General features: G+C 56.7%; 23 protein-coding genes. 12 read left to right on the forward strand and 11 right to left on the reverse strand.

Annotated features, from left to right (window positions below; all coding sequences use genetic code 11):
* Positions 1 to 100 precede the first annotated feature (100 nt).
* From M504_RS16735 to M504_RS16750, 4 genes are all read left to right on the forward strand, one after another.
* Complete coding sequence (locus tag M504_RS16735) at positions 101 to 1,246, forward strand: acyltransferase (protein ID WP_047496034.1); 1,146 nt, start codon at positions 101 to 103, stop codon at positions 1,244 to 1,246.
* A gap of 74 nt (positions 1,247 to 1,320) precedes the next feature.
* Positions 1,321 to 2,235: a HEAT repeat domain-containing protein gene (locus tag M504_RS16740; RefSeq protein WP_156993936.1), complete on the forward strand. Its 915-nt coding sequence runs from the start codon at positions 1,321 to 1,323 to the stop codon at positions 2,233 to 2,235.
* A 56-nt stretch (positions 2,236 to 2,291) separates the two neighbouring features.
* Positions 2,292 to 3,722, forward strand: coding sequence for an L-serine ammonia-lyase (locus tag M504_RS16745; protein ID WP_047496038.1), 1,431 nt, complete (start codon positions 2,292 to 2,294; stop codon positions 3,720 to 3,722).
* A gap of 441 nt (positions 3,723 to 4,163) precedes the next feature.
* Entirely contained in the window at positions 4,164 to 4,886 is a 723-nt protein-coding gene (locus M504_RS16750) for a 16S rRNA (uracil(1498)-N(3))-methyltransferase (RefSeq protein ID WP_047496042.1), read from the forward strand.
* 8 nt (positions 4,887 to 4,894) lie between these two features.
* On the opposite strand, the gene M504_RS16755 is transcribed toward M504_RS16750, so the two are convergent.
* The 6 genes from M504_RS16755 to M504_RS16785 all read right to left on the reverse strand — a co-directional run bounded on the left by M504_RS16755 (position 4,895) and on the right by M504_RS16785 (position 9,620).
* The gene (locus tag M504_RS16755) at positions 4,895 to 5,098 is read right to left on the reverse strand and encodes a hypothetical protein (protein WP_047496045.1); all 204 of its coding nucleotides are present in this window, start codon (positions 5,096 to 5,098) and stop codon (positions 4,895 to 4,897) included.
* A 2-nt stretch (positions 5,099 to 5,100) separates the two neighbouring features.
* Positions 5,101 to 6,252, reverse strand: coding sequence for a molecular chaperone DnaJ (gene dnaJ, locus M504_RS16760; protein ID WP_052200960.1), 1,152 nt, complete (start codon positions 6,250 to 6,252; stop codon positions 5,101 to 5,103).
* A gap of 38 nt (positions 6,253 to 6,290) precedes the next feature.
* Positions 6,291 to 6,860, reverse strand: coding sequence for a nucleotide exchange factor GrpE (locus tag M504_RS16765; protein WP_047496797.1), 570 nt, complete (start codon positions 6,858 to 6,860; stop codon positions 6,291 to 6,293).
* 68 nt (positions 6,861 to 6,928) lie between these two features.
* Positions 6,929 to 8,008 carry a heat-inducible transcriptional repressor HrcA gene (hrcA, locus tag M504_RS16770; RefSeq protein ID WP_047496048.1) on the reverse strand — a complete coding sequence of 360 codons (1,080 nt, stop codon included), beginning with the start codon at positions 8,006 to 8,008 and terminating at the stop codon, positions 6,929 to 6,931.
* Between the two features lie 231 nt (positions 8,009 to 8,239).
* The gene (locus tag M504_RS16780; RefSeq protein WP_052200962.1) at positions 8,240 to 9,073 is read right to left on the reverse strand and encodes an Mrp/NBP35 family ATP-binding protein; all 834 of its coding nucleotides are present in this window, start codon (positions 9,071 to 9,073) and stop codon (positions 8,240 to 8,242) included.
* Between the two features lie 28 nt (positions 9,074 to 9,101).
* Positions 9,102 to 9,620: an acyl-CoA thioesterase gene (locus M504_RS16785; RefSeq protein WP_047496055.1), complete on the reverse strand. Its 519-nt coding sequence runs from the start codon at positions 9,618 to 9,620 to the stop codon at positions 9,102 to 9,104.
* A gap of 57 nt (positions 9,621 to 9,677) precedes the next feature.
* Between M504_RS16785 and M504_RS16790 the strand changes: the two genes are divergently transcribed.
* The 4 genes from M504_RS16790 (at position 9,678) to M504_RS16805 (ending at position 13,742) form a co-directional block, all read left to right on the forward strand.
* Positions 9,678 to 9,995 carry a tetratricopeptide repeat protein gene (locus tag M504_RS16790; RefSeq protein WP_047496057.1) on the forward strand — a complete coding sequence of 106 codons (318 nt, stop codon included), beginning with the start codon at positions 9,678 to 9,680 and terminating at the stop codon, positions 9,993 to 9,995.
* 31 nt (positions 9,996 to 10,026) lie between these two features.
* Positions 10,027 to 10,725, forward strand: a complete 699-nt coding sequence (locus tag M504_RS16795; RefSeq protein WP_047496804.1) for an MgtC/SapB family protein — start codon at positions 10,027 to 10,029, stop codon at positions 10,723 to 10,725.
* A gap of 141 nt (positions 10,726 to 10,866) precedes the next feature.
* The gene (locus tag M504_RS16800; protein ID WP_047496060.1) at positions 10,867 to 12,405 is read left to right on the forward strand and encodes a magnesium chelatase; all 1,539 of its coding nucleotides are present in this window, start codon (positions 10,867 to 10,869) and stop codon (positions 12,403 to 12,405) included.
* Positions 12,406 to 12,491: 86 nt separating this feature from the next.
* The gene (locus M504_RS16805; protein ID WP_047496061.1) at positions 12,492 to 13,742 is read left to right on the forward strand and encodes a VWA domain-containing protein; all 1,251 of its coding nucleotides are present in this window, start codon (positions 12,492 to 12,494) and stop codon (positions 13,740 to 13,742) included.
* On the opposite strand, the gene M504_RS16810 is transcribed toward M504_RS16805, so the two are convergent.
* Entirely contained in the window at positions 13,739 to 14,299 is a 561-nt protein-coding gene (locus tag M504_RS16810; RefSeq protein ID WP_047496064.1) for an NUDIX hydrolase, read from the reverse strand. The two genes, M504_RS16805 and M504_RS16810, sit on opposite strands and share 4 nt — an antisense overlap.
* A gap of 543 nt (positions 14,300 to 14,842) precedes the next feature.
* On the opposite strand from M504_RS16810, the gene M504_RS16815 reads away from it, so the two are divergent.
* On the forward strand, positions 14,843 to 16,531 hold the full coding sequence (locus M504_RS16815; RefSeq protein WP_047496068.1) for a hypothetical protein: 1,689 nt from the start codon (positions 14,843 to 14,845) through the stop codon (positions 16,529 to 16,531).
* Positions 16,532 to 16,749: 218 nt separating this feature from the next.
* Positions 16,750 to 17,838 carry a hypothetical protein gene (locus M504_RS16820; protein WP_232296334.1) on the forward strand — a complete coding sequence of 363 codons (1,089 nt, stop codon included), beginning with the start codon at positions 16,750 to 16,752 and terminating at the stop codon, positions 17,836 to 17,838.
* Positions 17,839 to 17,869: 31 nt separating this feature from the next.
* On the opposite strand, the gene M504_RS16825 is transcribed toward M504_RS16820, so the two are convergent.
* Positions 17,870 to 18,505 (reverse strand): hypothetical protein, encoded by a 636-nt coding sequence (locus M504_RS16825; RefSeq protein WP_047496071.1) that lies wholly within the window; start codon positions 18,503 to 18,505, stop codon positions 17,870 to 17,872.
* 179 nt (positions 18,506 to 18,684) lie between these two features.
* Between M504_RS16825 and M504_RS16830 the strand changes: the two genes are divergently transcribed.
* Together M504_RS16830 and M504_RS16835 are read left to right on the forward strand one after the other, a co-directional pair.
* Entirely contained in the window at positions 18,685 to 19,713 is a 1,029-nt protein-coding gene (locus M504_RS16830; RefSeq protein ID WP_052200964.1) for a c-type cytochrome, read from the forward strand.
* A 165-nt stretch (positions 19,714 to 19,878) separates the two neighbouring features.
* Positions 19,879 to 21,498 carry a S10 family peptidase gene (locus M504_RS16835; protein ID WP_232296335.1) on the forward strand — a complete coding sequence of 540 codons (1,620 nt, stop codon included), beginning with the start codon at positions 19,879 to 19,881 and terminating at the stop codon, positions 21,496 to 21,498.
* Between the two features lie 70 nt (positions 21,499 to 21,568).
* Here M504_RS16835 and M504_RS21880 read toward each other — a convergent pair whose 3' ends face one another.
* From M504_RS21880 to M504_RS16850, 3 genes are all read right to left on the reverse strand, one after another.
* Positions 21,569 to 21,799, reverse strand: a complete 231-nt coding sequence (locus M504_RS21880) for a CDGSH iron-sulfur domain-containing protein (RefSeq protein ID WP_084214484.1) — start codon at positions 21,797 to 21,799, stop codon at positions 21,569 to 21,571.
* A gap of 142 nt (positions 21,800 to 21,941) precedes the next feature.
* A complete protein-coding gene (locus tag M504_RS16845; protein WP_047496077.1) occupies positions 21,942 to 22,505 on the reverse strand; it encodes a hypothetical protein in 564 nt (187 codons plus the stop codon).
* A gap of 155 nt (positions 22,506 to 22,660) precedes the next feature.
* Positions 22,661 to 24,253 (reverse strand): sigma-54 dependent transcriptional regulator, encoded by a 1,593-nt coding sequence (locus M504_RS16850; protein ID WP_084214485.1) that lies wholly within the window; start codon positions 24,251 to 24,253, stop codon positions 22,661 to 22,663.
* Between the last annotated feature and the right edge of the window lie 34 nt (positions 24,254 to 24,287).

Below are 24,287 nucleotides of genomic sequence, written 5' to 3' on the forward strand. Positions count from 1 at the left end.
TTCAGTTGTATCCCGTTTGCATTTATTCCTATAGTGAAAGAACACGCGCAACGAGATAGCGTCGGGCCGTTTCCCAGATTGGGACACGAAGGAGAAATTGTTGTCAGACCTATCGGTTTCAAACAGTACCGCGGAGATTGTGGCTCCTTCTATCGGCCCACAGGAAACGAAGCAGAAAATCTATTCCATCCAGCACCTACGTTGGTTTGCTGCCACGCTGGTGGTGATGCGCCACACACTTGGCCATTTCCCTGATGAGGTCATCTCGCGCAATTACCTCACGCGTTCCGGCGAGTTTGGCGTCGACATCTTCTTTGTCATCTCCGGCTTCATCCTCTGGTACATCTCTGCGCAGTCGCGTCCGCGTCCGTTCCCTTTTCTGCTGAACCGCATCACGCGTATCTATCCTCCGTACTGGTTCTTCACGCTGGCCATGGTCGCCACGGCGATTGTTTTGCCGAAGGCGTTTCGCTTCGCATATGTGAAGCCACTGTTCGTTGTAAAGTCATTGCTTCTGTTTCCGGCGTGGCATCCCATCTTGCACAACATCAACCCGGTACTGCCGATTGGCTGGACGCTTCAGTACGAAGTGTTCTTCTATCTGCTGTTCGCGGTTCTATTGCTACTGCCACCTTCCAAGCGCCTGCTGGGGAACCTTGCAGCCTTGATTGCGCTCGTAGTGCTTGGAAGACTGATTCACTTCAACAGTCCTCCACTGCACGTGTACACCGACCTTCCGCTGCTGGAGTTTGGCGCGGGCATGGTGATTGGCGCGCTCTATGAGAAACGTCGTCTGGTGTCGCCCTTGGTAGGAATTGCCATTGCCATCGTGGCTCTCATCTGGATGTATCCGATGACGAAGTTCGTGGACAGCGTCTATCGACCACTCGCATGGGGGCCTCAAGCGGCATTGCTGGTCTACGGAATCCTGAGCGCGGAATACGGCACCCGCGTTACCTGGAACCTGCGTTTGCTGGAGTTGTTGGGAGACGCATCCTATTCCCTCTACCTCTGCCATCTCTTTGCGCTCGGTGCATTGCGGATGATCTGGAAGCCGTTTCCACAATTCGGCACAACGGCCTGCGTGCTCTATGTTTTGACAGGTATATTGCTAGCCACGGTCATGGGCTTGCTAAGCCACATCTATCTGGAAAAACCCATGGTGAAGGTGATGCGTCGTTTCGTGGAGCGCTTTCTTAAGAAGAAGGAATCCACGAATGTTTTTCCTGTTGGGTCACGTGCCTGACGGCACACCATCTTAGGTGTCTCCGAAGCGGCCAATATGGTCGTTTTCGCATCCATGAATGACGGAAGGATTCCATGCCTAGGTTTTATATTCCTGCCCTACTTGCATTCACACTGCTATCTGCCACACAGCCGCTCCACGCCCAATCATCCTCCGCAGACGGCACGGTTGTAGGAGCCGCCGATGAAACCCGCCCGCAGATGCTGCGCGATGCTGCATGGTCGCGGTTGGAAGACGGCGTCACCGGCACAAAGAACACCGACACACGCATTGCGGCTATCTCCGCACTCTCCATGCTCGGCGGTCAGCAACGCGCGGAGAAGCTGGTCGGTAATTGTCTGCACGATCCCGACATTGATGTTCGACTCGCTGCGATCGTGGCAGCCGGCGAGTTGATGAAGAACGGCAGCGCGAACGTATTTTCCAATGAACTGCGCAGCCAGTTAAATGATCAGGACCCGAAGGTTGTCTTCACAACGGCCAGCACGCTGTGGAAGCTGAACGATCCTTCAGGGGAAGACATACTCCTTGCAGTGGCTGAAGGCGAGCGCTCTGGCAACTACAACTTCTGGAAAGGCAGCACGCATCAGGCAAATCGGACTCTGCATAGCCCAGTGGCGCTGATGAAGATTGCGGCACAACAAAGCATCACCATCCTGGTGCCGCCAGTTGGCATTGGAATGGGAGCCTATAACTACCTCAGGGGTTCCGGTGGGGTCTCGCCTCAAATCACTGCCATCAACCAGATCGGCAAAGAACGCACCAACCCCGCCAAGATCGCGTTGATTGAAGCCACCAAGACCAAAGATCCAGTGGCACGTCTGACCGCCGCGGAAATCCTCAGTAATTATCCTGGCGACGATGTCACCGCTGCATTGCGCCAATTGATGACCGATGACAAAGACAACGTGCGCTTCTCCGCGAACGCTGCTTACATCCGTCAGACCACTACGCCCGGCGCGACATCACTGACAAAGCGCAAGAAATAAATCCCAACCTACCGGAGCAACACAAAGAGACTAGCCGCAGCGCCTAGAATAGCGCTGTGACTAGTCTCTTTGAACTTTTCAAGATCGGTATCGGCCCTTCCAGTTCGCACACCGTTGCCCCCATGCGTGCAGCACAGGCATTTCTCCGCGGCTTGCAGCGAGCGGATGTGTTTGACCGCGTGCAACGCGTACAGATTGATCTGTACGGCTCATTGGCTCTGACTGGCATTGGACACGGAACCGACGCCGCAGTATTGACCGGACTTGCAGGCGAAATGCCGGACACCATCGAACCGGAACGCCACATCACCATTCTGAAAGAAGCTGCAGAAGGCGCCTTGCTGTTTGGTGGAACGAGACGCATTGCGTTTCAGCGGGAGCGGGATCTGATCTTTCACAAAGATCAGATGTATCCCGATGCGAATGTTGTCACGCATCCGAACGGCGTGCGTTTCAGTGCGTTTGACGGAGCGGGCGTAAAGCTCGCCGACGAAGTTTTCTATTCCATCGGCGGTGGCTTCATCGTGACGGCGGAACGATTCTCTGCGAGTGGCGCTGCTACTCCCGAGTCGTCACGAGACATTCCCTACAACTTTCGTAGCGCGGCAGAACTGCTCGCGTCAGCAGCCGCAGCGAACATCACTATTGCAGAGCTGGTCTTCGCGAATGAAGTCGCGATGATCGAGGACCGGAAGATTCTGCGGCCACGCGTGGAAAGCACCGGTGATGCCAGCGCCGATGTACGCAACGGCATTCTCGCCCTGTGGGCCGTCATGGACGACACCATTCAACGCGGTGTCGTGAACGAAGGCACGTTACCCGGAGGCCTTCAGGTACGCCGACGTGCGCCACGCCTTTCCGTGCGTCTGCGTGAGAAAGGTTCATCCGATCCTCTCGCACCTTTGGATTGGGTCACCGTGTTCGCGATGGCAGTAAATGAAGAGAATGCTGCTGGCGGACGCGTGGTAACAGCTCCAACGAACGGAGCGGCGGGCGTGGTGCCAGCCGTGGCTCGCTACTATCTGGACTTCATCCCCGGAGCTAATGAAGAAGGGCTCTTGCGCTACTTCCTGACTGCCGCAGCGATTGGCATTTTGTACAAGGAAAATGCATCCATCTCAGGCGCTGAAGTGGGGTGCCAGGGTGAAGTTGGTGTAGCTTGCAGCATGGCAGCAGGAGGACTCGTCGCAGCGCTAAACGGAACCAACGCACAGGTGGAACACGCCGCCGAGATTGCGATGGAACATAACCTCGGCATGACCTGTGATCCCATCGGTGGCCTTGTGCAAATCCCGTGCATTGAGAGGAACGGCATGGGAGCGGTGAAGGCGGTGAACGCGGCGCGTATGTCCATGAACGAACTCGACGAACACAAAGTTTCTCTCGATCAGGTGATCCGTACCATGTACCAAACCGGTCTCGACATGCAGTCGCGCTACAAGGAAACTTCTCTCGCCGGACTTGCATTGAATGTCATCGAGTGCTGACAAAACCAGCATGGATATTGGCTAAAACGAGAATCCTTCACGATGCATCATCTCGTCATGTAACGTCGTTACATTCGAACACGCGTCAACTTCGTGAGCGATGCGAAGCATCTCAACGGGACTTCCGGGTTGCGATTGGCCACCTTAATTTTGTCTAACGCATGCACACGAGACGCTGCGAAGGAACTTGCCCGTTACAACCTTTAAAACTTTTTTGTTGACACTCTTCGCACGTGCTTCTATACATTCGTTAGCTGCAACATTTGAATGCAGCGCGCAGTCTTCTCACTCAGGGAGAGTAGGCAAGACGGCAAGACAATGCGAAGCGGTGGCAAAGGCCGCAACGCAACAAGGCAAAGCAACTTCAGTCGGGGAGCGCGAAAGCGCTCCCCGCCTTGCGTTTGCGCAAGATTCTGCATCACTCGCTACACTGAAACAGTTATGACTCGCCGCCGTTGGATTGCCGATACATGGAACAAAGAACGCACAGAAGCCGCACTCACGCGCGATCAGGCCGCGCATCTTGCGCGTGTGCTGCGTGCGCAGCCCGGACAGATTTTTGATGTCGTTGCCGATGGTTTTCTGCACCGCGCGGAAGTAAAAAGCGTTCGCGAGGACGAAGTTACTTTCACGCTCCATGAAGAACAGGAAGCGGAAATAGCTCTGCCTGTCCATCTACTGCTTGCCGTCTTCAAGTTCGATCACCTGGAATGGGCAATTGAAAAGGCGACGGAACTTGGTGCGGCTCGCATTACACCTGTTCTTGCCCGACGCACTGAAAAGCATCTAGCACAGGCTGCAGCAAAACGTGTGGAGCGCTGGCGGCGCATCGTTCGTGAAGCATCACAGCAATCACGTCGCACCGATGTCCCCGAAGTCGATGATCCCGTAACGCTGAAACTGTTTCTTCCGACAGTGGACGCTACTGTGAAACTGTTGTTGGCAGAGACAGAAGAAGAAAACACGATTCGTGTCGCTCTCGAATCCGCTCCAGCAAACGGAAGCATCGCATTGGCGATTGGTCCCGAAGGCGGATGGACAGCCGATGAGATGCAACTCTTTCGCGACAGCGGATGGCAGCATGTGACGCTGGGGCCGCGTATTCTGCGCGCAGAAACAGCAGCGATCGCGGGTCTCGCGATCGCTGTAGCACTACGTTCCTGAAAAACTGGTTATTCGCGCCCGAGCAAGGCCATAAGAACGAAGGTGACGAGCAGGCAGAAAATGCCTGCCCCAAGTGCCGGCCAATGGATGGTCCAGATGACGGGATGCATCATGCTGGTTTCGCCCCAGCCCGGATCGCGCGTGATGCCGAAGTGTAGGATCAGCGCCATGCCGAGTACTGCAACCGCCATTTGTCCCACGCGCAGCAACATGGTTAGCTGAACATCTCCTTCATACGATCCATGAAGCCGTGCGACTGCGGTGCATTGTCCGTCTTCATGGTTTCACTGAGTTCCTTCAGCAGTTCCTTTTGCTTCTTGGTCAGCTTGGCTGGCGTTTGTACTCGCACTTCCACGATCAGGTCGCCCTTACCGTGGCTGTTCAGGTGGGGCACGCCTTTGCCCTTGATGCGGAAGCTCTTGCCGCTCTGCGTTCCTTCCGGAACCTTCAGTACAGCAACACCTTCCAGCGTTTCAATCTCAAGCTCGTCACCCAACGCAGCCTGAGGAAAGCTGACCGGCACCACGCAATGTAGATCGTCGCCATCGCGCTGGAAGAACTTGTGTGCCTTCACGCGAAGTTCCACGTACAGGTCACCTGCAGGACCACCAAGCTTTCCGGCTTCGCCTTCACCCTGATAACGAATGCGCGTGCCATCTTCCACGCCTGCGGGCACCTTCACGTTGATGGTGTGCTCGCGCATGACGCGGCTTTCGCCGTGGCATGTCTGGCAAGGATCGGTCACGTTCACGCCACTGCCTTCGCACTTGGGGCATGGACGCGCCACGGAGAAGAAGCCCTGCTGGTAGCGCACCTGCCCCGCGCCACGGCACTGCGAACACGTCACAGGCTGCTTGCCATTGGCAGAACCGGTGCCACTGCAACCTTCGCAGGTTTCCTGGCGCTTGATCTTGATCTCCTGCTCTTTGCCGAAGACTGATTCTTCAAACTCCATGGTCAGGTCATACTTCAGATCGCGGCCACGTTGCGCACGCGACTGACGACGTCCGCCACCACCACCGCCGAACATCTCACCAAAGATATCGCCGAAGATATCGCCGAGGTCCTGCGGATCGCCGCCGAAGCCACTAAAGCCACCGGGGAATCCGCCGCCCTGCGACGCCGCGCCGCCAAAGCCCGCGTGACCATAGCGGTCATACGCAGCGCGCTTCTGCGGATCACTCAGGATGCCGTAAGCCTCACTGCATTCCTTGAACTTTTCTTCCGCCGACTTATCGCCGGGGTTGCGGTCTGGGTGGAACTGCATAGCCAGCTTGCGATAGGAGGTTTTAATTTCCTGATCCGTTGCCGTCCTTGTGACCTGCAATACCTCGTAGTAGTCAGCTTTCACCGTGGCTCCTGCCAAAGTTTCCTCTCAATCCTTTACTGCAACAACAGCAATGCTTACGCCTGATGCGTCTGTGTATTCTTTGCCACACGCACCAGTGCGGGGCGCAATAGGCGCTCCTTGATGCGGTAGCCCTTGCGGATTTCGTCCACCACGGCGTCATCTGGGTGTTCAGCCGTTTCCACGGAACCGAGCGCTTCCATCGTGCGCGGATCAAACTGCTGGCCAACGGTTTCAACCGCTGTCACACCAAGGTTGCGCACGGCGTCATCCAACTGCTTGGCGATCAGTTCAATACCAGCGCGAAACTGTTCCGGCGATCCCGTCGACTTCAGGGCAAGCTGGAAGTTATCCAACACACCAAGAAATCCTTCTGCCGCGTTGCCCACGGCATAGTCGCGAAACTCAGCACGCTCTTTGGCTTCGCGCTTCCGAGCATTCTCGAATTCTGCCTGCAGACGCGCCAGGCGATCGGCATACTGATCGCGCTCGCCCTTGATCTGATCAAATTCACTCTGCAATACGCTAGCAGCCTCGGTTCCTACGGCGGTGTTGCTCTCTTCCGCTTCCGCCGCGCTCACCATCTCCTGATCCGTTGCTGCAGTTGTCTCTTCTGTTCCCTTCATGCCCATCCACTTCCTATATCGATCTGAAAACATCTCAAAGCCTGACTTTACGGTGCGCAATGCGTTCGTTATGAGCGATCGCCGGTGTCGTTTCCGGCCTGCGCGAACATCTGCGCCACGTACCCCACGGCGTTGATGGTGTTCTCGTAATGCATGCGCTGCGTTGCCAACACACCTACGGTACCGCGTACCGTTCCATCCACCACTGCAGGCGCTGCCACCAGCACCATGCCCTGCATCTCTGGCACGCGCTCTTCCATATTGAAGATCACGCGCACACTGCGCTCTTCCGAAGTCACATACGCCGTCAGCAGCGCGACAACTCGTTCCTTTGCTTCCAGCGCTGCCAGCATCTCACGCAGGCTTGCACTGTCTTTATCGGCAGCGCCCAGCAGGTTTGAGACACCTTCCACATAGACGCTCTGTTCCAGGGAACGGTCGTCCGGCACAGCACGCGACCACAGTTCTTCTGCTGCCTGCAACAAGCGCTGATACTCGCTACGTTCACGTTCGGCACGTGCGGCAATCTCCGCACGGACACGCTCTACATCCCAACCGCGAAAGTTCTCATTCAGATAACGCGATGCAGTTTCCAGATCGTTCATGGAAAGGTCGCGCTCCAGTAACAACACGCGATCACGCACAGCTCCACTGCGCGTAACAACAACTGCAAGCACCTTCTTCAACGCCAACCGCTGAAAGTGAACATGCTCCAACAAGTCACCGGGCTGCGCCGTTGCCAGTGCCAATCCCACACCGCTGGACAACGCAGCAAGCACCTGCGGTGTGCGTTCAAAGAACGCACCAATGCCGCCGAGTCCCTGCAACTGCGCATCGATCTGCGTGCGCGACTCCACGGGCAACCAGCGAGGCGCAATGCGATTCGCTCCGCGAATCTGTTCCACATGCAAACGAAATGCACGCGCAGTAGGGATGCGGCCCGCGGAAGTATGCGGCTGTTCGAGCATGCCCGCATCAGCAAGTTCCACCATCACATTGCGTACAGTGGCCGAACTTAAACCGCTGATATTCGCGAGGGCCTGCGATGCTACCGGTTCTCCGGTTTGCACATACAGTTCAATGGCGGCAGCCAGAATCGCCTGCTGCCGCGCATGCAAACCCCAGCCGGTTTCGCGCAGATCCGCCATTGCTTTTTATTCTATCGCGACCCGGCTCCATATATGAGTTTCTTGCACTCACATATGGGGCTCAGAGAGTATCGGGCGCGCTTTGGATCATGCTCAAAAAAACCGGCGGGATAGCCCTTATCTTCTTGATAACTCGGGCCAAGTATCGGCTGCTGCGAGCTCGCGAGTTGAATATTCACCACAAAGCGGATGTCCAAACTCTCTTTCGTGGCCCCAAATAACGCAGCGTGTCTAGTTGATCTCCAGCACGTCCTGCGACTCTTCCTGCACTTCTTCAACGCGTTCCATCACCTCGCGAGCGATGTCGAAGTATGCCTTGGCCTTCGCGTCATCCTCACCACCAAGTGACACGGGCAGGCCGCGATCACCGCCAGCGCGAATCGCCGGATCCAGATCAACCGAACCGAGGAACGGCAGGTTGTACTGACGCGCAGTGCTCGCTGTGCCACCTGCACCAAAGACATCGATGATTTCACCATTCGGCAGGCGCATCTGCGACATGTTCTCAACCAGGCCAAGGACTTCCACGTTCACCTGATGGAACATCTCCAATGCCTTACGTGCATCCTGCAACGCCACGCCTGAGCCCGTCGATACAACGACCGCGCCCGTCAGCGGAACTGTCTGAACCAGCGAGATGACGACATCCCCCGTGCCGGGAGGTAGATCGACAATGAGGTAATCCAGTTCGCCCCACTTCACCTGCTGGAGAAACTGACGGATGATCTGATGCAGCATGGGTCCGCGCATCACCAACGGCTTGTCACCAGGCGAGATAAGTCCCACAGAGATGAACTTCACACCAAAGCTCTCCAGCGGCTCCATCATGGAATCTTCCGTGACGGATGGCTGGCGAGTCTGACCCATCATCGTGGGCACGTTGGGACCGTAGATGTCCGCATCAATCAAGCCGACGCGCTTGCCCAACTTGGCCAACGCAATTGCCAGATTCACACTGACGGTGGTTTTACCCACGCCGCCCTTGCCGCTGCCTACTGCCACCACCGCGCCGATTCCTGGCAAAGCCTGCGGCCCCTGCGGCGCGCCCTGTCCCATGTGTCCCATTATTCTTCCTGTCTGAAAATTGTTCTGACTAAACGTGCCAGTCGCTGGTAAGAATTTTGCGCAGATCGCGCTTTCGTTGCGTCTCTTCCGCACGGCTTTCGCGGCGACGTAAAGCATCTTCATAGCGCCGCTTCTGGTGCTCTGTCTCCGGTATCACCGGATCAACCATAACCGGCGTTCCTGTCTGATCCACGGCGACGTAAGTGACATATGCAGTGGATACATGACGAAGAAGTCGAGTCTTCGGGTCTTCCACCATCGCCTTCACGCCCACTTCCATACTGCTCTTGAACGCCCGATTCACGCTGGCCTTCAGGATAAGCAGATCGCCAATGTGTACCGGCGCTACGAAATCCAGATGATCCATACTCGCCGTAACCACAGCCGTGGAACGCGCATGACGATACGCGGCCACCGCACCGACAAGGTCGATGAACTGCATCAATCTGCCGCCAAACAGATTGCCTAGCGAGTTCGAGTCACCGGGAAAGATGACCTCGCTGCGTTCCGCTTGGGACTCAGCTACCGTTCTGTGCCTGTCTTCCATCGTCTATCAGTGTACGACCGCTTGCCGTACGGCGCTGTTCCAGCGTCCAATAGGCACATGGACAAGATTGCAATGCTCACCGAAATCCTGGCAGCCAACCCAGCCGACAGCTTCGCCCGTTACGGCCTGGCCATGGAGCATCTTTCGCAAAATGATTCAGAAAAAGCGCTGGAAGAGTTCGCCGCCACCATTCAACACAACCCGGATTATGTCCCTGCATATCAGATGAGCGGCCAAACGCTGGCCAAGCTCCATCGCAACGACGAAGCAAAACAACGCTTGCAGGAAGGCCTTGCCGCAGCCCAACGCACCGGCAACCGTCATGCCTCATCGGAAATGGGTGCTCTGTTGGATGAATTAGAGCTGGGCTACTGATCTGTCCCTGCACTAAACTTTCGTGATCACGATGCCACTCCACATCACACCTTCTCAGATTGCTCTCCGATTGCTACTGGCCACCGTGGCCAGCATGCTGATCGGCCTGAACCGCGATGAGCACAGCCGACCCGCTGGCATGCGCACCACGATGTTGGTCACGATTGCGGCTACGCTGATGATGTTGCAGGTCAATCTGTTACTGCCCATGGAGAATCGCTCAGCGACCTCTTACATTGGGCTAGACCTGATGCGCCTTCCGCTTGGCGTTCTCTCGGGCATTGGCTTCATTGGCGCGGGCGCGATCCTGAAGAAAGAGAACACCGCCATCGGCGTTACCACTGCGGCCACACTCTGGTACAGCACTATACTCGGACTTCTCTTCGGGGGTGGTCAGCTTGTGCTGGGCAGTGTGGGAACCATCCTTGCCGCTTTCATTCTGATTGCGTTGCGCCCTCTTGAAGCCTCTATCCCTCGCAACCACACCGGCATCCTCACGCTGATCTGCACGGAAGACGGCCCCTCCGAGGAGCAATTACGTTCTGCTATAGAGGCAGCGCAGTGTCATGTCATCAGTTGGGCTTCAGAATACGATTCACCCACTCACCTGGCGCAGGTGCGCGTTGAGCTGACGTGGCGTTCTCCAAATACGGGCAACATCCATCGCCCTATCGGCCTCGATACTCTGCGTACCATCCCTGGAGTCATGGGCTTCCGCTGGCAGAGATAAGCTGATTCGGGATCAATCGTGATGAGTACATCATCCAGCTAGTCTGAATACGTTGTACATCGCGCCGTAGTTATCGCTAACCGATGGCAGAGATAATCGCTGCGACCAAATGACGCGTATCGGAGTCCTATACTTACTCCGATGGCCATACAGCACACGATCCCGTCACATCTTCCGCAGACACTTGGCGAACTTCGCAACAGCGAGTGGACCGTCGACCGCGTATCGCGCTCCGTCAAAGACGAACTACGCGACAACCTGATCGCCAAACTGCGTGCCAAGGAAAGCATCTTCCCTGGCATCGTCGGTTATGAAGACACTGTGCTGCCGCAGATTGTGAATGCGGTGTTGTCACGGCATAACTTCATTCTTCTGGGCTTACGTGGACAAGCGAAGAGCCGCATTCTGCGCGGGCTCACCACGCTTCTCGATCCTGTTGTGCCTTACGTTGCCGGATCGGAGATTCGCGACAACCCGTATGTTCCGTTGTCAGCATATGCAAAGCTCCTCATTGCCGAGAAGGGCGATGCAACTCCGATCGCGTGGCTTACTCCTGATGAGCGTTATGTTGAGAAGCTAGCGACGCCGGATGTTACGGTAGCCGACCTTATTGGTGATGTTGATCCCATCAAAGCCGCAAAGTCGGGCGAACTACTGAGTAGCGAACTCACTATGCATTACGGCTTGCTGCCGCGCGCCAACCGAGGCATCTTTGCGGTGAATGAACTCCCGGATCTCGCAGGAAAAATCCAGGTTGCATTGTTCAACATCATGCAGGAAGGTGATGTGCAGATCAAGGGTTACCCCGTACGTCTGCAGTTGGATGTTGCACTGACCTTCTCCGCCAATCCTGAAGACTACACGGCGCGCGGCAAGATCGTGACACCTCTGAAGGATCGCATTGGCTCCGAGATTCGCACGCATTATCTGGACTCGCTGGAACAAGCCATCTCAGTGACCGAACAGGAAGCCTGGAGTAAGCGTGCTGCCTTGGACCTGCACATCCCGCGCTACATCCGCGAAGTGGTTGAGCAGATTGCGTTCGTTGCCCGTGAGGACAAGCGCGTGGACAAGCGTAGTGGTGTGTCGCAGCGACTTCCTATCTCCGTGATGGAGCTTGCGCTGTCCAATGCGGAACGCCGCGCGTTGCAGCATGGCGAAAGTGTTGCGGTGCCGCGTATTGGTGACATCTACACCGCAATGCCTGGCATCACCGGGAAGATCGAGCTGGAATACGAAGGCGAGATGCGTGGCGCGGATATCGTGGTGCACGATGTCATTCACACCGCTGTGCAACGCACCTTCGATGGTTACTTCGCAGAGGCGAACACACAGCAGATTGAACAGTGGTTCAACCTTGGTGGAACGGTACAACTCTCCGATGCAGTGGCAGCAGAAGACTCGCTGAAGGAGTTGCAGCAGATTCAGGGACTCTTCGACAAGCTGAAGCCGTTGTCGCTAGCGAGTCGTGCGTCTGCGGAAGTGCTTGTGTCTGCTGCAGAGTTCCTGCTGGAAGGCATGACCGCGCACAAGCGGATCAGCCGTACGGAAGAACGTAGCTTCACCGCTGCAGAGAAGCAGGCACGCAAGGAACGCGCGCAGAACTTCCACGAAGAGGTTCGCGAGCGTGAGCGCGATGACTGGCAGAACCGCAACCGCAGCAAGCGCGGCTTCAACTAGACCGGCAGCGATATCCGCCTGATGCAGGCGACCGATGGATAACCTCACCCACACGCGCGGAGCGCGTCGAGAACGGCACGAAGTCCATGAAGCGCACGCGCTACACGAAGTTCCAGGGCGACTTTGCCGGAGGCATCGGGCTGGATGACCTGATGGAAGCTCTCGGTGACTTTCTGCTGGATAGCGGATTCCATGATCCGTGGTCAGAGTTCCAGGAACTCAATGGCGATCACACGATGGAGAATCTCCGCGAAGCCATCAAGCAGGTAATGGAAACCGGCGACTTCCTCGACGAAGAGATGCAGCAGCAGTACGACGAAATGAATCAAGAACAGCGCGAAGAAATGCTGGATTCACTCGTGGAGCGGATGCAGCAGGGGGATTACATCCAGCGGGAGGGTGGGGAGGCTACGGAGATGCAGGGGCAGGCGGGGCCGGGGGAGATTGCGCAGCCTGCGCCGCCACAGGGAGAGGTCCGCTTCAACGTCACCGACAAGAGCATGGACTTCCTCAGCTACAAGTCCCTGCGGGACCTGCTGGGTGGGATGGGACGCTCTATCAGTGGTCGGCATGACACTCGGTATGAAGCCAGCGGGATTGAGTCGAGTGGCTCCTCCAAGCCGTATGAGTTCGGGGATGTGATGAACCTGGACGTCAACGCTACGCTATCCAATGCCCTGCAGCGTGAGGGTCTGTCTGTACCGCTGAATGTGGAGTACAGCGACCTGGTGATCCACCAGAGCGAGTACCAGTCGTCATGCGCGACGGTGGTGATGCTGGATTGCTCGCACTCCATGATCCTGTATGGTGAGGATCGGTTCACACCGGCCAAGCGTGTTGCGATGGCGTTGTCGCACCTGATCCGCACGCAGTTCCCTGGAGACTCACTGCACCTGGTGCTGTTCCATGACTCCGCGGAGGAGCTGCCGATACAGGCTGTGGCGCGTGTGAAGGTTGGGCCTTACTACACCAACACACGCGAGGGTCTGCGGTTGGCGCGACGCATCCTCGCACGCAGTAATAAGGACATGAAGCAGATCGTGATGATTACGGATGGCAAACCATCCGCGCTGACGCTGGATGATGGCCGCATCTACCGCAACGCGTTCGGCCTTGATCCCATGGTGATTGCCGAGACGCTGGAAGAGGTGAACCGCTGCAAGCGTAGCAACATCGTGATCAACACCTTCATGCTGGCGCAGGACTATGCCCTGATGCAGTTCGTGCAGAAGGTAAGTGCGATGTGCAAGGGCAAGGCTTACTTCACCAGCCCGGATCGCTTAGGTAGTTATGTGTTGCAGGACTTCATGACACGGCGGATGAAGACGATCCACTAGCTGCGGCGTTTCCACACGAGATACGTTGCCCATGCGGCGAGTGTGCAGTTGTCTTCCACGCGGCCGTCGAAGATCATTTGTTCGAACTCGTCGACGCTGACCCGGTGTACGGTCAGGCCGTGTTCCTCGGCCTCCAGTTGCGCCTCACCCTGTGTCAAGTCCTGTGCCAGCCAGACGTGGTGGCGCTGGCGCATAGCTCCGTAGGCGATCCAGTTGGCGGCGAGGCGGGTCATCTTCCCTGCTGTGAGGCCGGTCTCCTCACGGAGTTCGCCGCGAGCGAGGGCTTCGATATCCACGTCTTCACCCTGTTCCCAACCGCCCTGCGGGAACTCGTAGTAGCTGGCCTCCACCGTGTAGCGGTACTGATGCACGAGCGTGAGGAAGTCGCCTTCGGGTGTGTGCTCCAACGGGATGACGATGCAGGCTGGATCCTTGTCCAGGACGCCGTAGATGCCGCGCTGACCATCGGCTCGCTCGATGATGTCCTCTCGGACACGGGACCATTTGTTCTGGTAAACGATGCGACTCTCGAGCGTGCGGATTGGCTTTTCCTGCATATGCCCTAGGGTACCCCCTCCCCCCCTGTTTTTCTAAAACCTTCTTTCTATTGGGGTTAACTTCGCAGGTGGCTCTAAAATCGTGTTCCCATTGGGGTTAGAGGCAAAATCATCTTTCTAAAGGAGTTAACTATCGGCCCGGAAATCCCTAACCCAGTGCCTATTTCTATTTTATGGATTTGGCAGAAATAACATGCCAACTCTATTTCTTTTGCTTTGTTAGGGTTGAGCGCTCCAGGGGCTTGACAGAAATCTGTGCGGTTCTCACGGCCTGGGGGAAGAAGCTTCACTGCCCGAGACCCTATGGCGAGGGTGAAGCGAGGTATCCCAAAATTGGCGACGGTCGTATTACCGGGTTGACCGCAAGCCAACCCGACAACAGGGTTGAGCGGGCATGCTGGTTGCTAAGTGTTGAGTCTGAAATTCGGCGGGGGTATGACTGTGCACAAGTTCCGCTGCAGAGATTTTTAGCCCAAAGAATTTGTTGCTCTTTCAAGAAAACATGCACTACAGTTCAGGTCCTGCGTAGCACAGAGGTGTTCGATGTCCTCATACATCAGCAATGGATTGAACAACGGTGGTCGGACGCAGTATTTCAACTTTGCATACGACTCGTTACTCACTGAACCTCGCGGACTAGATCTCGCGACCGCGATGATGCAAACCTGCGATGCCGACTTCGACATAGTGCAGGCGTGGTTTTCAGGGCACTCGCTTGATATGGCCTTTCCCATCAATGTGATCCTCCATACAGTGTCAACGGACGCGACGGGAACACAAACTGACTTTGTTGGTGGTAATTGGGAAGGGGGATTTCTTATCCCACTCCAGGCGACGATCAATATCGGCGAACTCGTGATCGGGGCAGGCAGCCTGATCATGCTGGCGAGGTACCTGCTCGTTTCGGTTGTAAGCAACATGTTCATGCGGGCGTTCGGAACGTATGGTTCCAACACTCCCTGGTTTCGCTTGCGTAACGCCGGCAACAAGGGCGAAGGCTTGTCTTTATTCATGGCCGAACAATTCCTGCTCAAGGAATTTCCCGGCGTCTCGGCACTCCCTTCGTTAACCACGGCCACTTGGAACTGCACGAAGAACTGGCTGAACAGTCCGCGGGTCAATTTTCTTGAAATTAACGATGAAGACATTAGTCTGGACAGCCCGGAAGTAGGCTGCGCCACGCTGTTCCTGATGTATCTGCACGACCAGCTTGGTTACTCGGTCGTAGACATTGTGAACGCAGGCGCGAACCATCTCTCCAATGTCTACGAGAACCTTACGCACGACAGTTGGACAAATGCGTGGCCGAAGTTCAGCGCGCTGGTAAATGGCCATTACCCGGTTACGCCTGGCATAAACACTTATTTTCCACCTCTGGACACTATTTTCCCCCTCTCGGACCTGATCTTCTTTGCCGCCCCAGTCGTGGCGACATGGCTTGCGACTGCACCGGTCCCCCTTGTTGTTACCGTGGATCATCCGGCTGTCATGCCGATTCCGCTTACGATCACAAGCAGCGACACAACGATCATTCCGAATTCAATGCTCACGATTGGTGCAGGAATGACGAGCGCTTCTGTGCCGCTGGTCGTGTTGCCGCAGCTGGATACATTCCCAACAACCACGGTGACACTGACTGTTAGTTACGCAGGCAGGACGCTGACGCGCAACGTTACCGTGAAGGCGCTTGGCGCAACGACATTTGGGCCACTCGACATTCAACCGTATCCGGCTGCGGACCCGTGCATGATCGCAGTTGTTGCTAGTACAGAACTGACTCTCGCAGTTACGAACCTGAATGTGTTTCCCGATCAGAATGGGTTGACATTTGCGTGGTCGGTTATGGGAGCAACACCCGTTGCAACCAATACGCCAACCCTTACGATCACGGCGCTGCCAGCGGCAGGGACCAACGTGACGATCAATCTCACTGTGACCAATCCACAAGGACTGAGCGCCAAGGGCACCTACACATTTCAGACTGTTTCACAACGGTTGAGCATCAAGCAGCTTGAGGCTGAACTTGCGTGCCGACTGGCCAAGTTCAGAAACGGTAACCTGTCGATTCCACGGTGGGTGCCGATCGAACGCGGCGGCTCAATTCAGGAGCAATTGAAAGCGGTCGAGGCGCAGACGCAGGCCGCGACCAAATCTATCTCGGCGATCACAGGGCTCATTAAACAAATGCAAAAGGTAAACGTCGAAAAGGTCGACGTTGGCCCCAAGCTCTAGTTAAAAACAGCCGGAGCTTTCGGCCCGATGCGGGCCGAGTCCCTTCACGTTTGTCCGATACTGAACAGCGCTTGTGCGTGATCGCACACTTCGCGTGCTCTCGCTTGCGTTCCGGTTGCGTAATGCTGCTCTAAATCAGTCACTTATCTTCGACATGCAATGGCACCTTGCCTGCCTGCATCGGTTTAAGGCCACTTACCGTCAGTTTAGAGGCAACAATGAAACCCCATCGCATGGTTTTGGGTTCTATGTCTTACCGCCGTATTAAGAGCCGGTTTGCTCTTACGCTTTCTCTTTTGTCACTTGTTTTTGCAACGTGCACCTGCCGTGCCCAGGATTCCTCTGGCGTTGGTTCGCTTGCCCCGCAGAATTTTGCGCTGGCTGATACCGCTGGACTTTCCGTTATGGGTGGCAAAGCAGAAGCGGTTGAATACCTTGGTCGAAAAGCCGTTCGCCTGACGACGCAGGAAAACAACGTTATTTCCGCCTACGTGAATGGCTCATCGATTCAGGACGGCGTTATTGAGGTCGATATTGCGGTGAAGATCACCACGCCTCCTGGTGTTCGCATGCCGGGCTTCACCGGTCTCACCTTCCGTTCACGCCCTGACGGATCGAAATATGACATGTTTTACCTTCGCCCCAAGAACGCCCAATCGGACGACCAGGCGATGCGCAATCACTCGGTACAGTATGTGGCCAAGCCCGGCTACGATTGGTATCCTCTGCGTCGCCAGTGGCCGTGGGTTTACGAATCGTGGGCCGATATGAAACCGGAGACATGGACACATGTGAAGGTTGAAATCCACGGACGGGTCGCACAGTTATTTGTGAATGGGTCGAGCTCTCCAAGCCTTGTCGTCAACGGACTCAAAGGTGAGGATCTGCGGGGCGGTGTTGGGCTGTGGGGCTATCCCGGCGAGGAATCCTACTTTTCGAATCTGCACATTTCTCCCTCGAGCCCGCTTCCGATTAAGAATGGCGGCGAAGCTACCGGGAAATGGAACGTTGTGTTCGCTAGCGACTATGGGCGCTTTGAAGGCGTGATGGACCTGCATCGCGAGGCCAATAAGATCACCGGCACATGGAGTGGCGCGTTCGGAAAAGAACTGGCAGTGAGTGGGACGTGGCGTGATGGCTATGTGGAACTTAACTTCGCGGGTGGCTGGCAGGACGATCCTAAGGCAACACCGGTTCCTGTTGTGGCTGCGTTGGCGGGATGGATCGACGACGACAAAGCTGGCGGCCGCATGAAGGCCGAAGGCCGCGCTGATGGCCAATGGTCTGCCTTGCGTCAGAAAGACTGAGAAGCGCTTTGTTCGTGCTGGGACTTGGCTGCTATGTAGTCGCGGCTTTGGTGCTTTGCGTTGTGAGCGACTCATCGGAAGCTTCATCCAGCCTGCTGCCTTTGGTCCCATAGTCAAACAATGAGAGGAACAATGTTCCTACTCCGTATGCGGCGCTGATGGCGATGAGTCCACGGTCGTGTGCGTGCAGGGCGCTCTTCATCAGTTCTGTGACGCCGTATGCAGACATGAGTGCGGACAGTGCGTATGGATGTTTCAGCGCTGTTCCTACTAACTTGGCGATGCCGGAGCGGGATGCTGAGAGGCGTTGGCCCAGGCGCCGCAATTCGTTCTGGAAACCTACGATGGCTGCGGCGGGGATGTAGCCGAGAGGTGTCCTTACTCGGTTCCAGTCGACATAGTCTGCGTGGAAGCCGCTTGCTGAGAGCAGGAGACTTCCGAGGATGACTCCTGCGGCGTTGAATCTTGGCGCGGCGATTGGATGACGCGATTTTTGTCGAAGCGCGTAGTCGGACGCAATCCACAGAAAGCCCACTGCGGTTTCGAGGTTCGGATGGAGGCCTCGTCTTAAGAGAAGACCGGTGTTACCGGCCATCAAGCTGATCGCTGTGATGACAGGAGCGGCGCTGATGAGACGAGTTCGAACAGCGCGAGCAGAGAAGTCCATGTTAGCGATATTAAGGTCAAGTCGATGATGAGCTGGATATGCGAACGCCGATGGTGGCGAGGACAAGAGCGTAGGGCGATGTAATTCGCAGAGTCTCCCCGCTCTGGCCGCCGAGGTAGATCAGTGTGAGAAGATTCCGATGCAGCTCCCCGAACACTTCTGGATGGTATCAACCTAGTATGGCAAATCGGCTCTTCACTTTTTCTGCGTTCGCAGTGCTCACGATTGGTGTTTCCGCTGCGGCGTTCCAGGCAGGTTCACAGCGCACTCCACGCGTGAGCTATGAGGCTCCGCCTGAGTTGCAGCACACGGATTTGCCGCAGTGGCCTTATACGCCTACGCCGCCGAAGGGAACAGCTGTCGTTCCGCCTGATGATGGCGAAGCCCATCATCTGCCCGGCAGCACAAAGGCATTCACCACGAAAGAGATCGACGGCGTGAGCGCAGTGGACTGGTTCCCCGATCTGCACCCGAAAGCTCCGACGTCAGTCATTGACGGCAAGCCTGGTGTGTACCGGGCGTGCGGCACCTGCCATTTGATCAACGGTTATGGCAAGTCCGATACGGAAAATCTCAACGGGATGCCGGTTGCCTACATGCAACAGCAGCTTGAGGACATGAAGGGCGACTTACGGCATGCGTCCGTGGTGAACATGGGCGTGATCACAATGATTCCGGTGGCAAAGGCGCTGCCTGCGGACGATGCCAAAGAGGCATTGGAGTACTTTCACTCCATCGGTCCTGCAAAGTGGGTACGGGTGGTTGAGACCGATACGGTGCCCAAGACGATGCCGGGACCACATCGGTTGACGGCCGTTGACCCGAGTGGCGCAAAGGAACCAATCGGCAATCGCATTATTGAATTGCCTGAAAGCTTTGATCGCACCATGTTGCGTGATCCAACGTCAGGCTTTGTGGCTTATGTACCAGTGGGCAGCATTAAGAAGGGTGAGGTGCTGGTGAAAACGGGCGCGGGCGGGCGAACGATGGCTTGCGTTGCGTGCCACGGTGCTGATCTGCATGGTGGAGGCGATACGATTCCGCCACTTGCGGGACGTAGCCCGAGTGCTACAGGGCGGCAGTTGTATGACTTCAAGACGGGTGCCCGGCATGGCAAGAACTCGGGCATGATGCAACCGGTGGTTGCAAAGCTGACCGACGAGGATATCGTCGATATCTCCGCTTATCTTGCGAGTCTGGCGCAGTAGGGTCTTCAGCTTATAGACACAGTGTCCGAGGGCCACATGGGTGGAGCTGTACGCTTCGCCCATGTGCGCTTTTTGCATGTTGCGGAATTTGTCGCGACGGATGCGTGAGTTGTCGTCTACTCTCTGATTATCGATAAACAGTTTCTGTAACGGAGGACCTTCTCTTTGGACCCGCGCGCTCGCCTTATTGCTTTATCCGCGCTTTCGTTTTTGCTGCTCCCCTTCTCGCTCTGCGCGCAGGAAGCCTCAGCTGCACCGAAGCCTGACGCACCTGCTGCGAATGCTACGGCTACTCCGCAGCGTGCTCGTACGGGGAATGCTGCTGCACCTGCTGGCAATGCTGCTGAAGGTGAGTTGCCGATTCCGGCGGAGACGACCTCCGTTACGCATCATGATTGGACTGCGGGCGGACGTGCTGTGCACTACACCGCTACAGTTGGCGTTCTGCTGATCAATGGTGAGGGGCAGGATTCGAAGCCGATTGGCACGATGTCGTATGTGGCCTACACCGAGGATGGTGTGCCGGCGAAGTCGCGTCCAGTGACGTTCTTCTACAACGGTGGACCGGGTTCGGCGACGATCTGGCTGCACATGGGTTCGATGGGACCGATCCGCGTGATCACCAAGAGCCCTGAGGCTTCGGGCGCGCCGCCGTATGAGTGGGTGCAGAACCAGTACAGCCTGATTGATAAGTCGGATCTGGTCTTTATTGACGCGCCTTTGACTGGCTACTCGCGCCTAGCGGGCAAGGGTAAGGCCACGGACTTCCAGGGTGTAGATCAGGACGTTCGCGCGTTCAACAAGTTCATTACGCGCTACATCACTGTGAATCAGCGCTGGGCTTCGCCGAAGTATCTGTTTGGCGAGAGCTACGGCACGCCGCGTTCGGCTGCGCTGGTGGCTTCGCTGAACAATGACGGCATTGCTTTCAATGGCGTGACGCTGCTGTCGTCGGTGCTGAACTACTTTGTGAACTCGCCGGGCTATGACCTGGATACGAAGCGCTACATCCCGAGCTTTGCGGCGATTGCCTGGTATCACAACAAGGTTCCACACACGGGCACGATGCAGGACTTCGTGCAGAAGGCACGCGAGTTTACACGTGGCGAGTATGCGACCGCGCTGGATCAGGGTGACATGCTGCCTGCGGCTGAGTTCGATGCTGTGGCCACGAAGCTGGCAGGATTTACGGGACTCTCTGTGGCGTACTGCAAGCAGGTGAAGCTGCGCATTGATCCTTCGCGCTTCCGCAAGGAACTGCTGCGCGACAAGGGTCTGACGCTGGGCCGTTACGATGCTCGCTTTGAAGGCACGGACACGGATGATGCTGGTGAGACGCCGGGTTATGATCCTTCGGACACGGGCATTTCCGGTGCTTATGTGGGTGCGTTCCACGAGTACATGCAGAAGGAGTTGAAGTACAACCCTGACACGACGTACGATCTGCGCGCGCCGGGTGGTAACTGGGATTGGCATCACCGTCCCTCTGGTTTGCGTGGCGGCGGTGGTGGTGGACAGGCTCCTGCAGAGCCGAACACTGTGACCGATCTGTCAGACGCGATGCGTAAGAACCCGAGCCTGAAGGTGTTCTCTGCGAATGGCTGGTATGACCTGGCGACTCCGTTCTTTGGCACGGAGCATGACCTGGCGCAGATGATGCTGCCGAAGTCTCAGCTTGGCAACGTGAAGTATGGCTACTATCCGGCGGGACACATGGTGTATCTGAATGTGGATGCGCTGAAGTCAATGCACGACGACCTGGAGAAGTGGTACTCCGAAAAGTAAGCGTCGTGTGGAAATGACAATGCCCCGGACTGATTGCTCAGTCCGGGGCATTTTCTTGTTTCTTTGTTGGTTACTTGCCGGTGAGATTACCGGGCGAGGTCATGCACTGGAAGCCAACGCGGTTGTGGGCTCCGTCGCAGAAGGGGCGCTTTTCGCTGGCGCCACAACGGCAGAGGGAGACGGCGGGCTTGCCGGTGAGGTCCCATTCGGCGCCGTCGGCGTCGATGAGGCGGATGTGGCCTTCCACGCGGAGCGGGCCGTTGGGGCGGACGGTGATGGTAACTGGGGCCTGTTCGGACATGGGTGGTTCTCCTTGAAGCTTTGTCTGCGGATACGGGGTTTCGATGGCCCCGCGGGTGCAGATGCCTTGGGCAGCATAGCAGAGGCGTAAGGATGACGCTTTGTCGCGGTGCCCAGGCTCGCTTACGCGAACCTGGGAAACGCTACCTTGCGTACACGGATTCAGCTGTCTGCGCGAACATGGCAGAGCTCAAGCTCGGCGAGGAATCCGGGCACCCTGTTACCAGCCTCATCCGAAGCGAGTCTGCGAGTTCCCTTACAACGCGGGCTTTCTCCGCGAGATTGGGAGAGAGCGCCTTGTCACGCAGGAGCAGGTCACTTTCCAGCAGGATGCTGGTGACGGTGGACTGGAGTTCTTCTGCGACGGCTACCGCAGCCTGCCTTCGGCCGACGGTTTCCGCATGTCGACGTCCTTCCAGAACGCTTTGCAGAAGACGCACGACTCCCATAGCTCCCAGACTGGCGAGCGGGATCTCAAGTGGCACAGCGCCATCCGCGTTCTGCCACACGATGTCCGAAGTGACGACCTCAGCGTCGGACAAGACGGAATCCAACAGCAATGCCGTGACTGGCCCTCGACGCAGACGTGCCAACGCGGCACGCCGACTCCTGGCGATTTCAACGATTGCATCCGCTTCACGGGATATGGCGCGAGCCAGGTTCTCGGCGCCCTCCATGGCGGTGACGATCAGTACGGTCTTCTCCATATTTCCGCCTCACATCTCGACGGTGTTACGAAAGCGGGAAGCAAGAAAAGCAAAGCAATTCCAAAGCAGCTAAAAACTTCTTACAGAAAAACAATGTTTCGTTGACGACATCTGCAACAGTGCACGTCGGAGAGTATCCCTCCGATCGAGCCCGACTAAATATCCGAGATGCCGTATTCCTTGAGTTTGCGATACAGGGTTGTTTTCCCGATACCGAGTAACTTTGCAGCCATGAGTTTGTCGCCGTGCAGCTGGCGAATGGTGTGGAGGATTGCCTCCCGTTCGAGCTCCGCAATGGAGACGATGGGATTCGAGGGACGGTCCGCAACCGGAACCGAAGGGTTTGATGGGCGTTCGTCCACACGCGTGAGAGCCGCAGCAGTGTCCGGGGACATCTGATGCATCTGCGTGGGTAGATCGCCCATGTAAAGAACAGGACCGCTGGAGAGCGCGCAGGCACGCTCGATTGCGCTTTCCAGTTCGCGAACATTACCGGGCCAATCGTAAGAAGTGAGGACTGCCATGGCTTCCGGCGAGAAACGGTACGTTGTGGCACGTTCGCGACGCATGCGTTCGAGGAAATATTCCAAAAGCAGCGGAATGTCCTCGCGGCGCTCACGCAAGGCCGGAATACGCAGACCGACGACATTGAGCCGGTAATACAGATCTTTGCGGAACTGGCCCTGCGCGACGAGGGCTGCCAGATCGCGGCTGGAACCAGCAAGTACACGCGCCGTTAGAGGGATGGGCTGGGACGCACCCGGAGGTGTGATCTGCCGATCCTGCAGGACACGCATGAGGCGCGATTGCAGGTCCAGGGGCATTTCGCTGATGCCGTCGAGAAAGACAGTGCCGCCGTCAGGCGACGCGAGCAGCGGTTCCTGGGAACGGTCAAACCCTGTGTAGGCGCCGCGGGCAAAACCAAAGAGTTCACTTTCCAGCACTGCCGGGGCCAGCTGGCCACACTCCAGAACGTGGAATCCGCGGGTGGCCGATGGGCCGCTGGCATGGATGGCGCGCGCGACCGTCTCTTTGCCAGAGCCGCTCTCTCCAAGAATGAGAACAGGATGGTTTGCGGTGGCTACCTTGGAGATGATGCGGTAGAGCTTTTCCATCTCCTGCGAACGACCGACGAGATTGCCGAATCCGGCCTGGGCGCGGAGGCTGCCTTTTACGCGCTGCCCTTCAATCTCGAATGTCCGCCGCTGGCCGGCGCGGTCGAGAATGCTGGTCAGTTCGTCCATGGCGAAGGGCTTGGTGAGGTAATCCGTGGCGCCCATGCGCATCGCTTCGACCGCCGATGACACGGTAGCGAATGCCGTCATGATGACGACGGAAGTGCGGGGACGGGCTCGACGGATCTCTTCCAGTAACGACAGGCCCCCGCCCGGCATGCGCAAATCCATAAGCACGACGTCAATGGGATAGAAACGGATGACCTCACGCGCCTGCTCCGACGTGTTTGCCGCATGAACCACGAAATCCATACCTGACGCGATTTCGCAACAGGCCTTTAATACGGGCAGATCATCATCGACAACGAGGAGCTCAAGCTTGCGGTCCGACCCAAAAGGAGAAGACTGCGAATCGTCCGCCCCTTCGGGCAAGGAATTGGGATTGGGCAAGACGATCCTGTGGACGTTTCCGCCACGGGATTTTTCCGGGACCAGGTCTCGCGGATCGGCCTGCCCTTCGCAGGGAAGACTGGGACTCATGAAGGTATTCAGGGGCATCAATGTTTCGGGCATCGTTCTTGGGTTACTCAACTAACGTACTCTTTGC

The organism is Terriglobus sp. TAA 43 (assembly GCF_000800015.1).
Lineage (GTDB): Bacteria > Acidobacteriota > Terriglobia > Terriglobales > Acidobacteriaceae > Terriglobus.

Coding starts and splice junctions, on each gene's coding strand:
- M504_RS16750 (WP_047496042.1), top strand. CDS start 4,164: ATGACTCGCCGCCGTTGGATTGCCGATACATGGAACAAAGAACGCACA.
- M504_RS16845 (WP_047496077.1), bottom strand. CDS start 22,505: ATGGAGAAGACCGTACTGATCGTCACCGCCATGGAGGGCGCCGAGAAC.
- M504_RS16785 (WP_047496055.1), bottom strand. CDS start 9,620: ATGGAAGACAGGCACAGAACGGTAGCTGAGTCCCAAGCGGAACGCAGC.
- M504_RS16790 (WP_047496057.1), top strand. CDS start 9,678: ATGGACAAGATTGCAATGCTCACCGAAATCCTGGCAGCCAACCCAGCC.
- M504_RS16740 (WP_156993936.1), top strand. CDS start 1,321: ATGCCTAGGTTTTATATTCCTGCCCTACTTGCATTCACACTGCTATCT.
- M504_RS16850 (WP_084214485.1), bottom strand. CDS start 24,253: ATGCCCGAAACATTGATGCCCCTGAATACCTTCATGAGTCCCAGTCTT.
- M504_RS16780 (WP_052200962.1), bottom strand. CDS start 9,073: ATGGGACACATGGGACAGGGCGCGCCGCAGGGGCCGCAGGCTTTGCCA.
- M504_RS16830 (WP_052200964.1), top strand. CDS start 18,685: ATGGCAAATCGGCTCTTCACTTTTTCTGCGTTCGCAGTGCTCACGATT.
- M504_RS16825 (WP_047496071.1), bottom strand. CDS start 18,505: ATGGACTTCTCTGCTCGCGCTGTTCGAACTCGTCTCATCAGCGCCGCT.
- M504_RS21880 (WP_084214484.1), bottom strand. CDS start 21,799: ATGTCCGAACAGGCCCCAGTTACCATCACCGTCCGCCCCAACGGCCCG.
- M504_RS16810 (WP_047496064.1), bottom strand. CDS start 14,299: ATGCAGGAAAAGCCAATCCGCACGCTCGAGAGTCGCATCGTTTACCAG.
- M504_RS16795 (WP_047496804.1), top strand. CDS start 10,027: ATGCCACTCCACATCACACCTTCTCAGATTGCTCTCCGATTGCTACTG.
- M504_RS16820 (WP_232296334.1), top strand. CDS start 16,750: ATGAAACCCCATCGCATGGTTTTGGGTTCTATGTCTTACCGCCGTATT.
- M504_RS16755 (WP_047496045.1), bottom strand. CDS start 5,098: ATGTTGCTGCGCGTGGGACAAATGGCGGTTGCAGTACTCGGCATGGCG.
- M504_RS16805 (WP_047496061.1), top strand. CDS start 12,492: ATGAAGCGCACGCGCTACACGAAGTTCCAGGGCGACTTTGCCGGAGGC.
- M504_RS16815 (WP_047496068.1), top strand. CDS start 14,843: ATGTCCTCATACATCAGCAATGGATTGAACAACGGTGGTCGGACGCAG.
- hrcA (WP_047496048.1), bottom strand. CDS start 8,008: ATGGCGGATCTGCGCGAAACCGGCTGGGGTTTGCATGCGCGGCAGCAG.
- M504_RS16800 (WP_047496060.1), top strand. CDS start 10,867: ATGGCCATACAGCACACGATCCCGTCACATCTTCCGCAGACACTTGGC.
- M504_RS16765 (WP_047496797.1), bottom strand. CDS start 6,860: ATGAAGGGAACAGAAGAGACAACTGCAGCAACGGATCAGGAGATGGTG.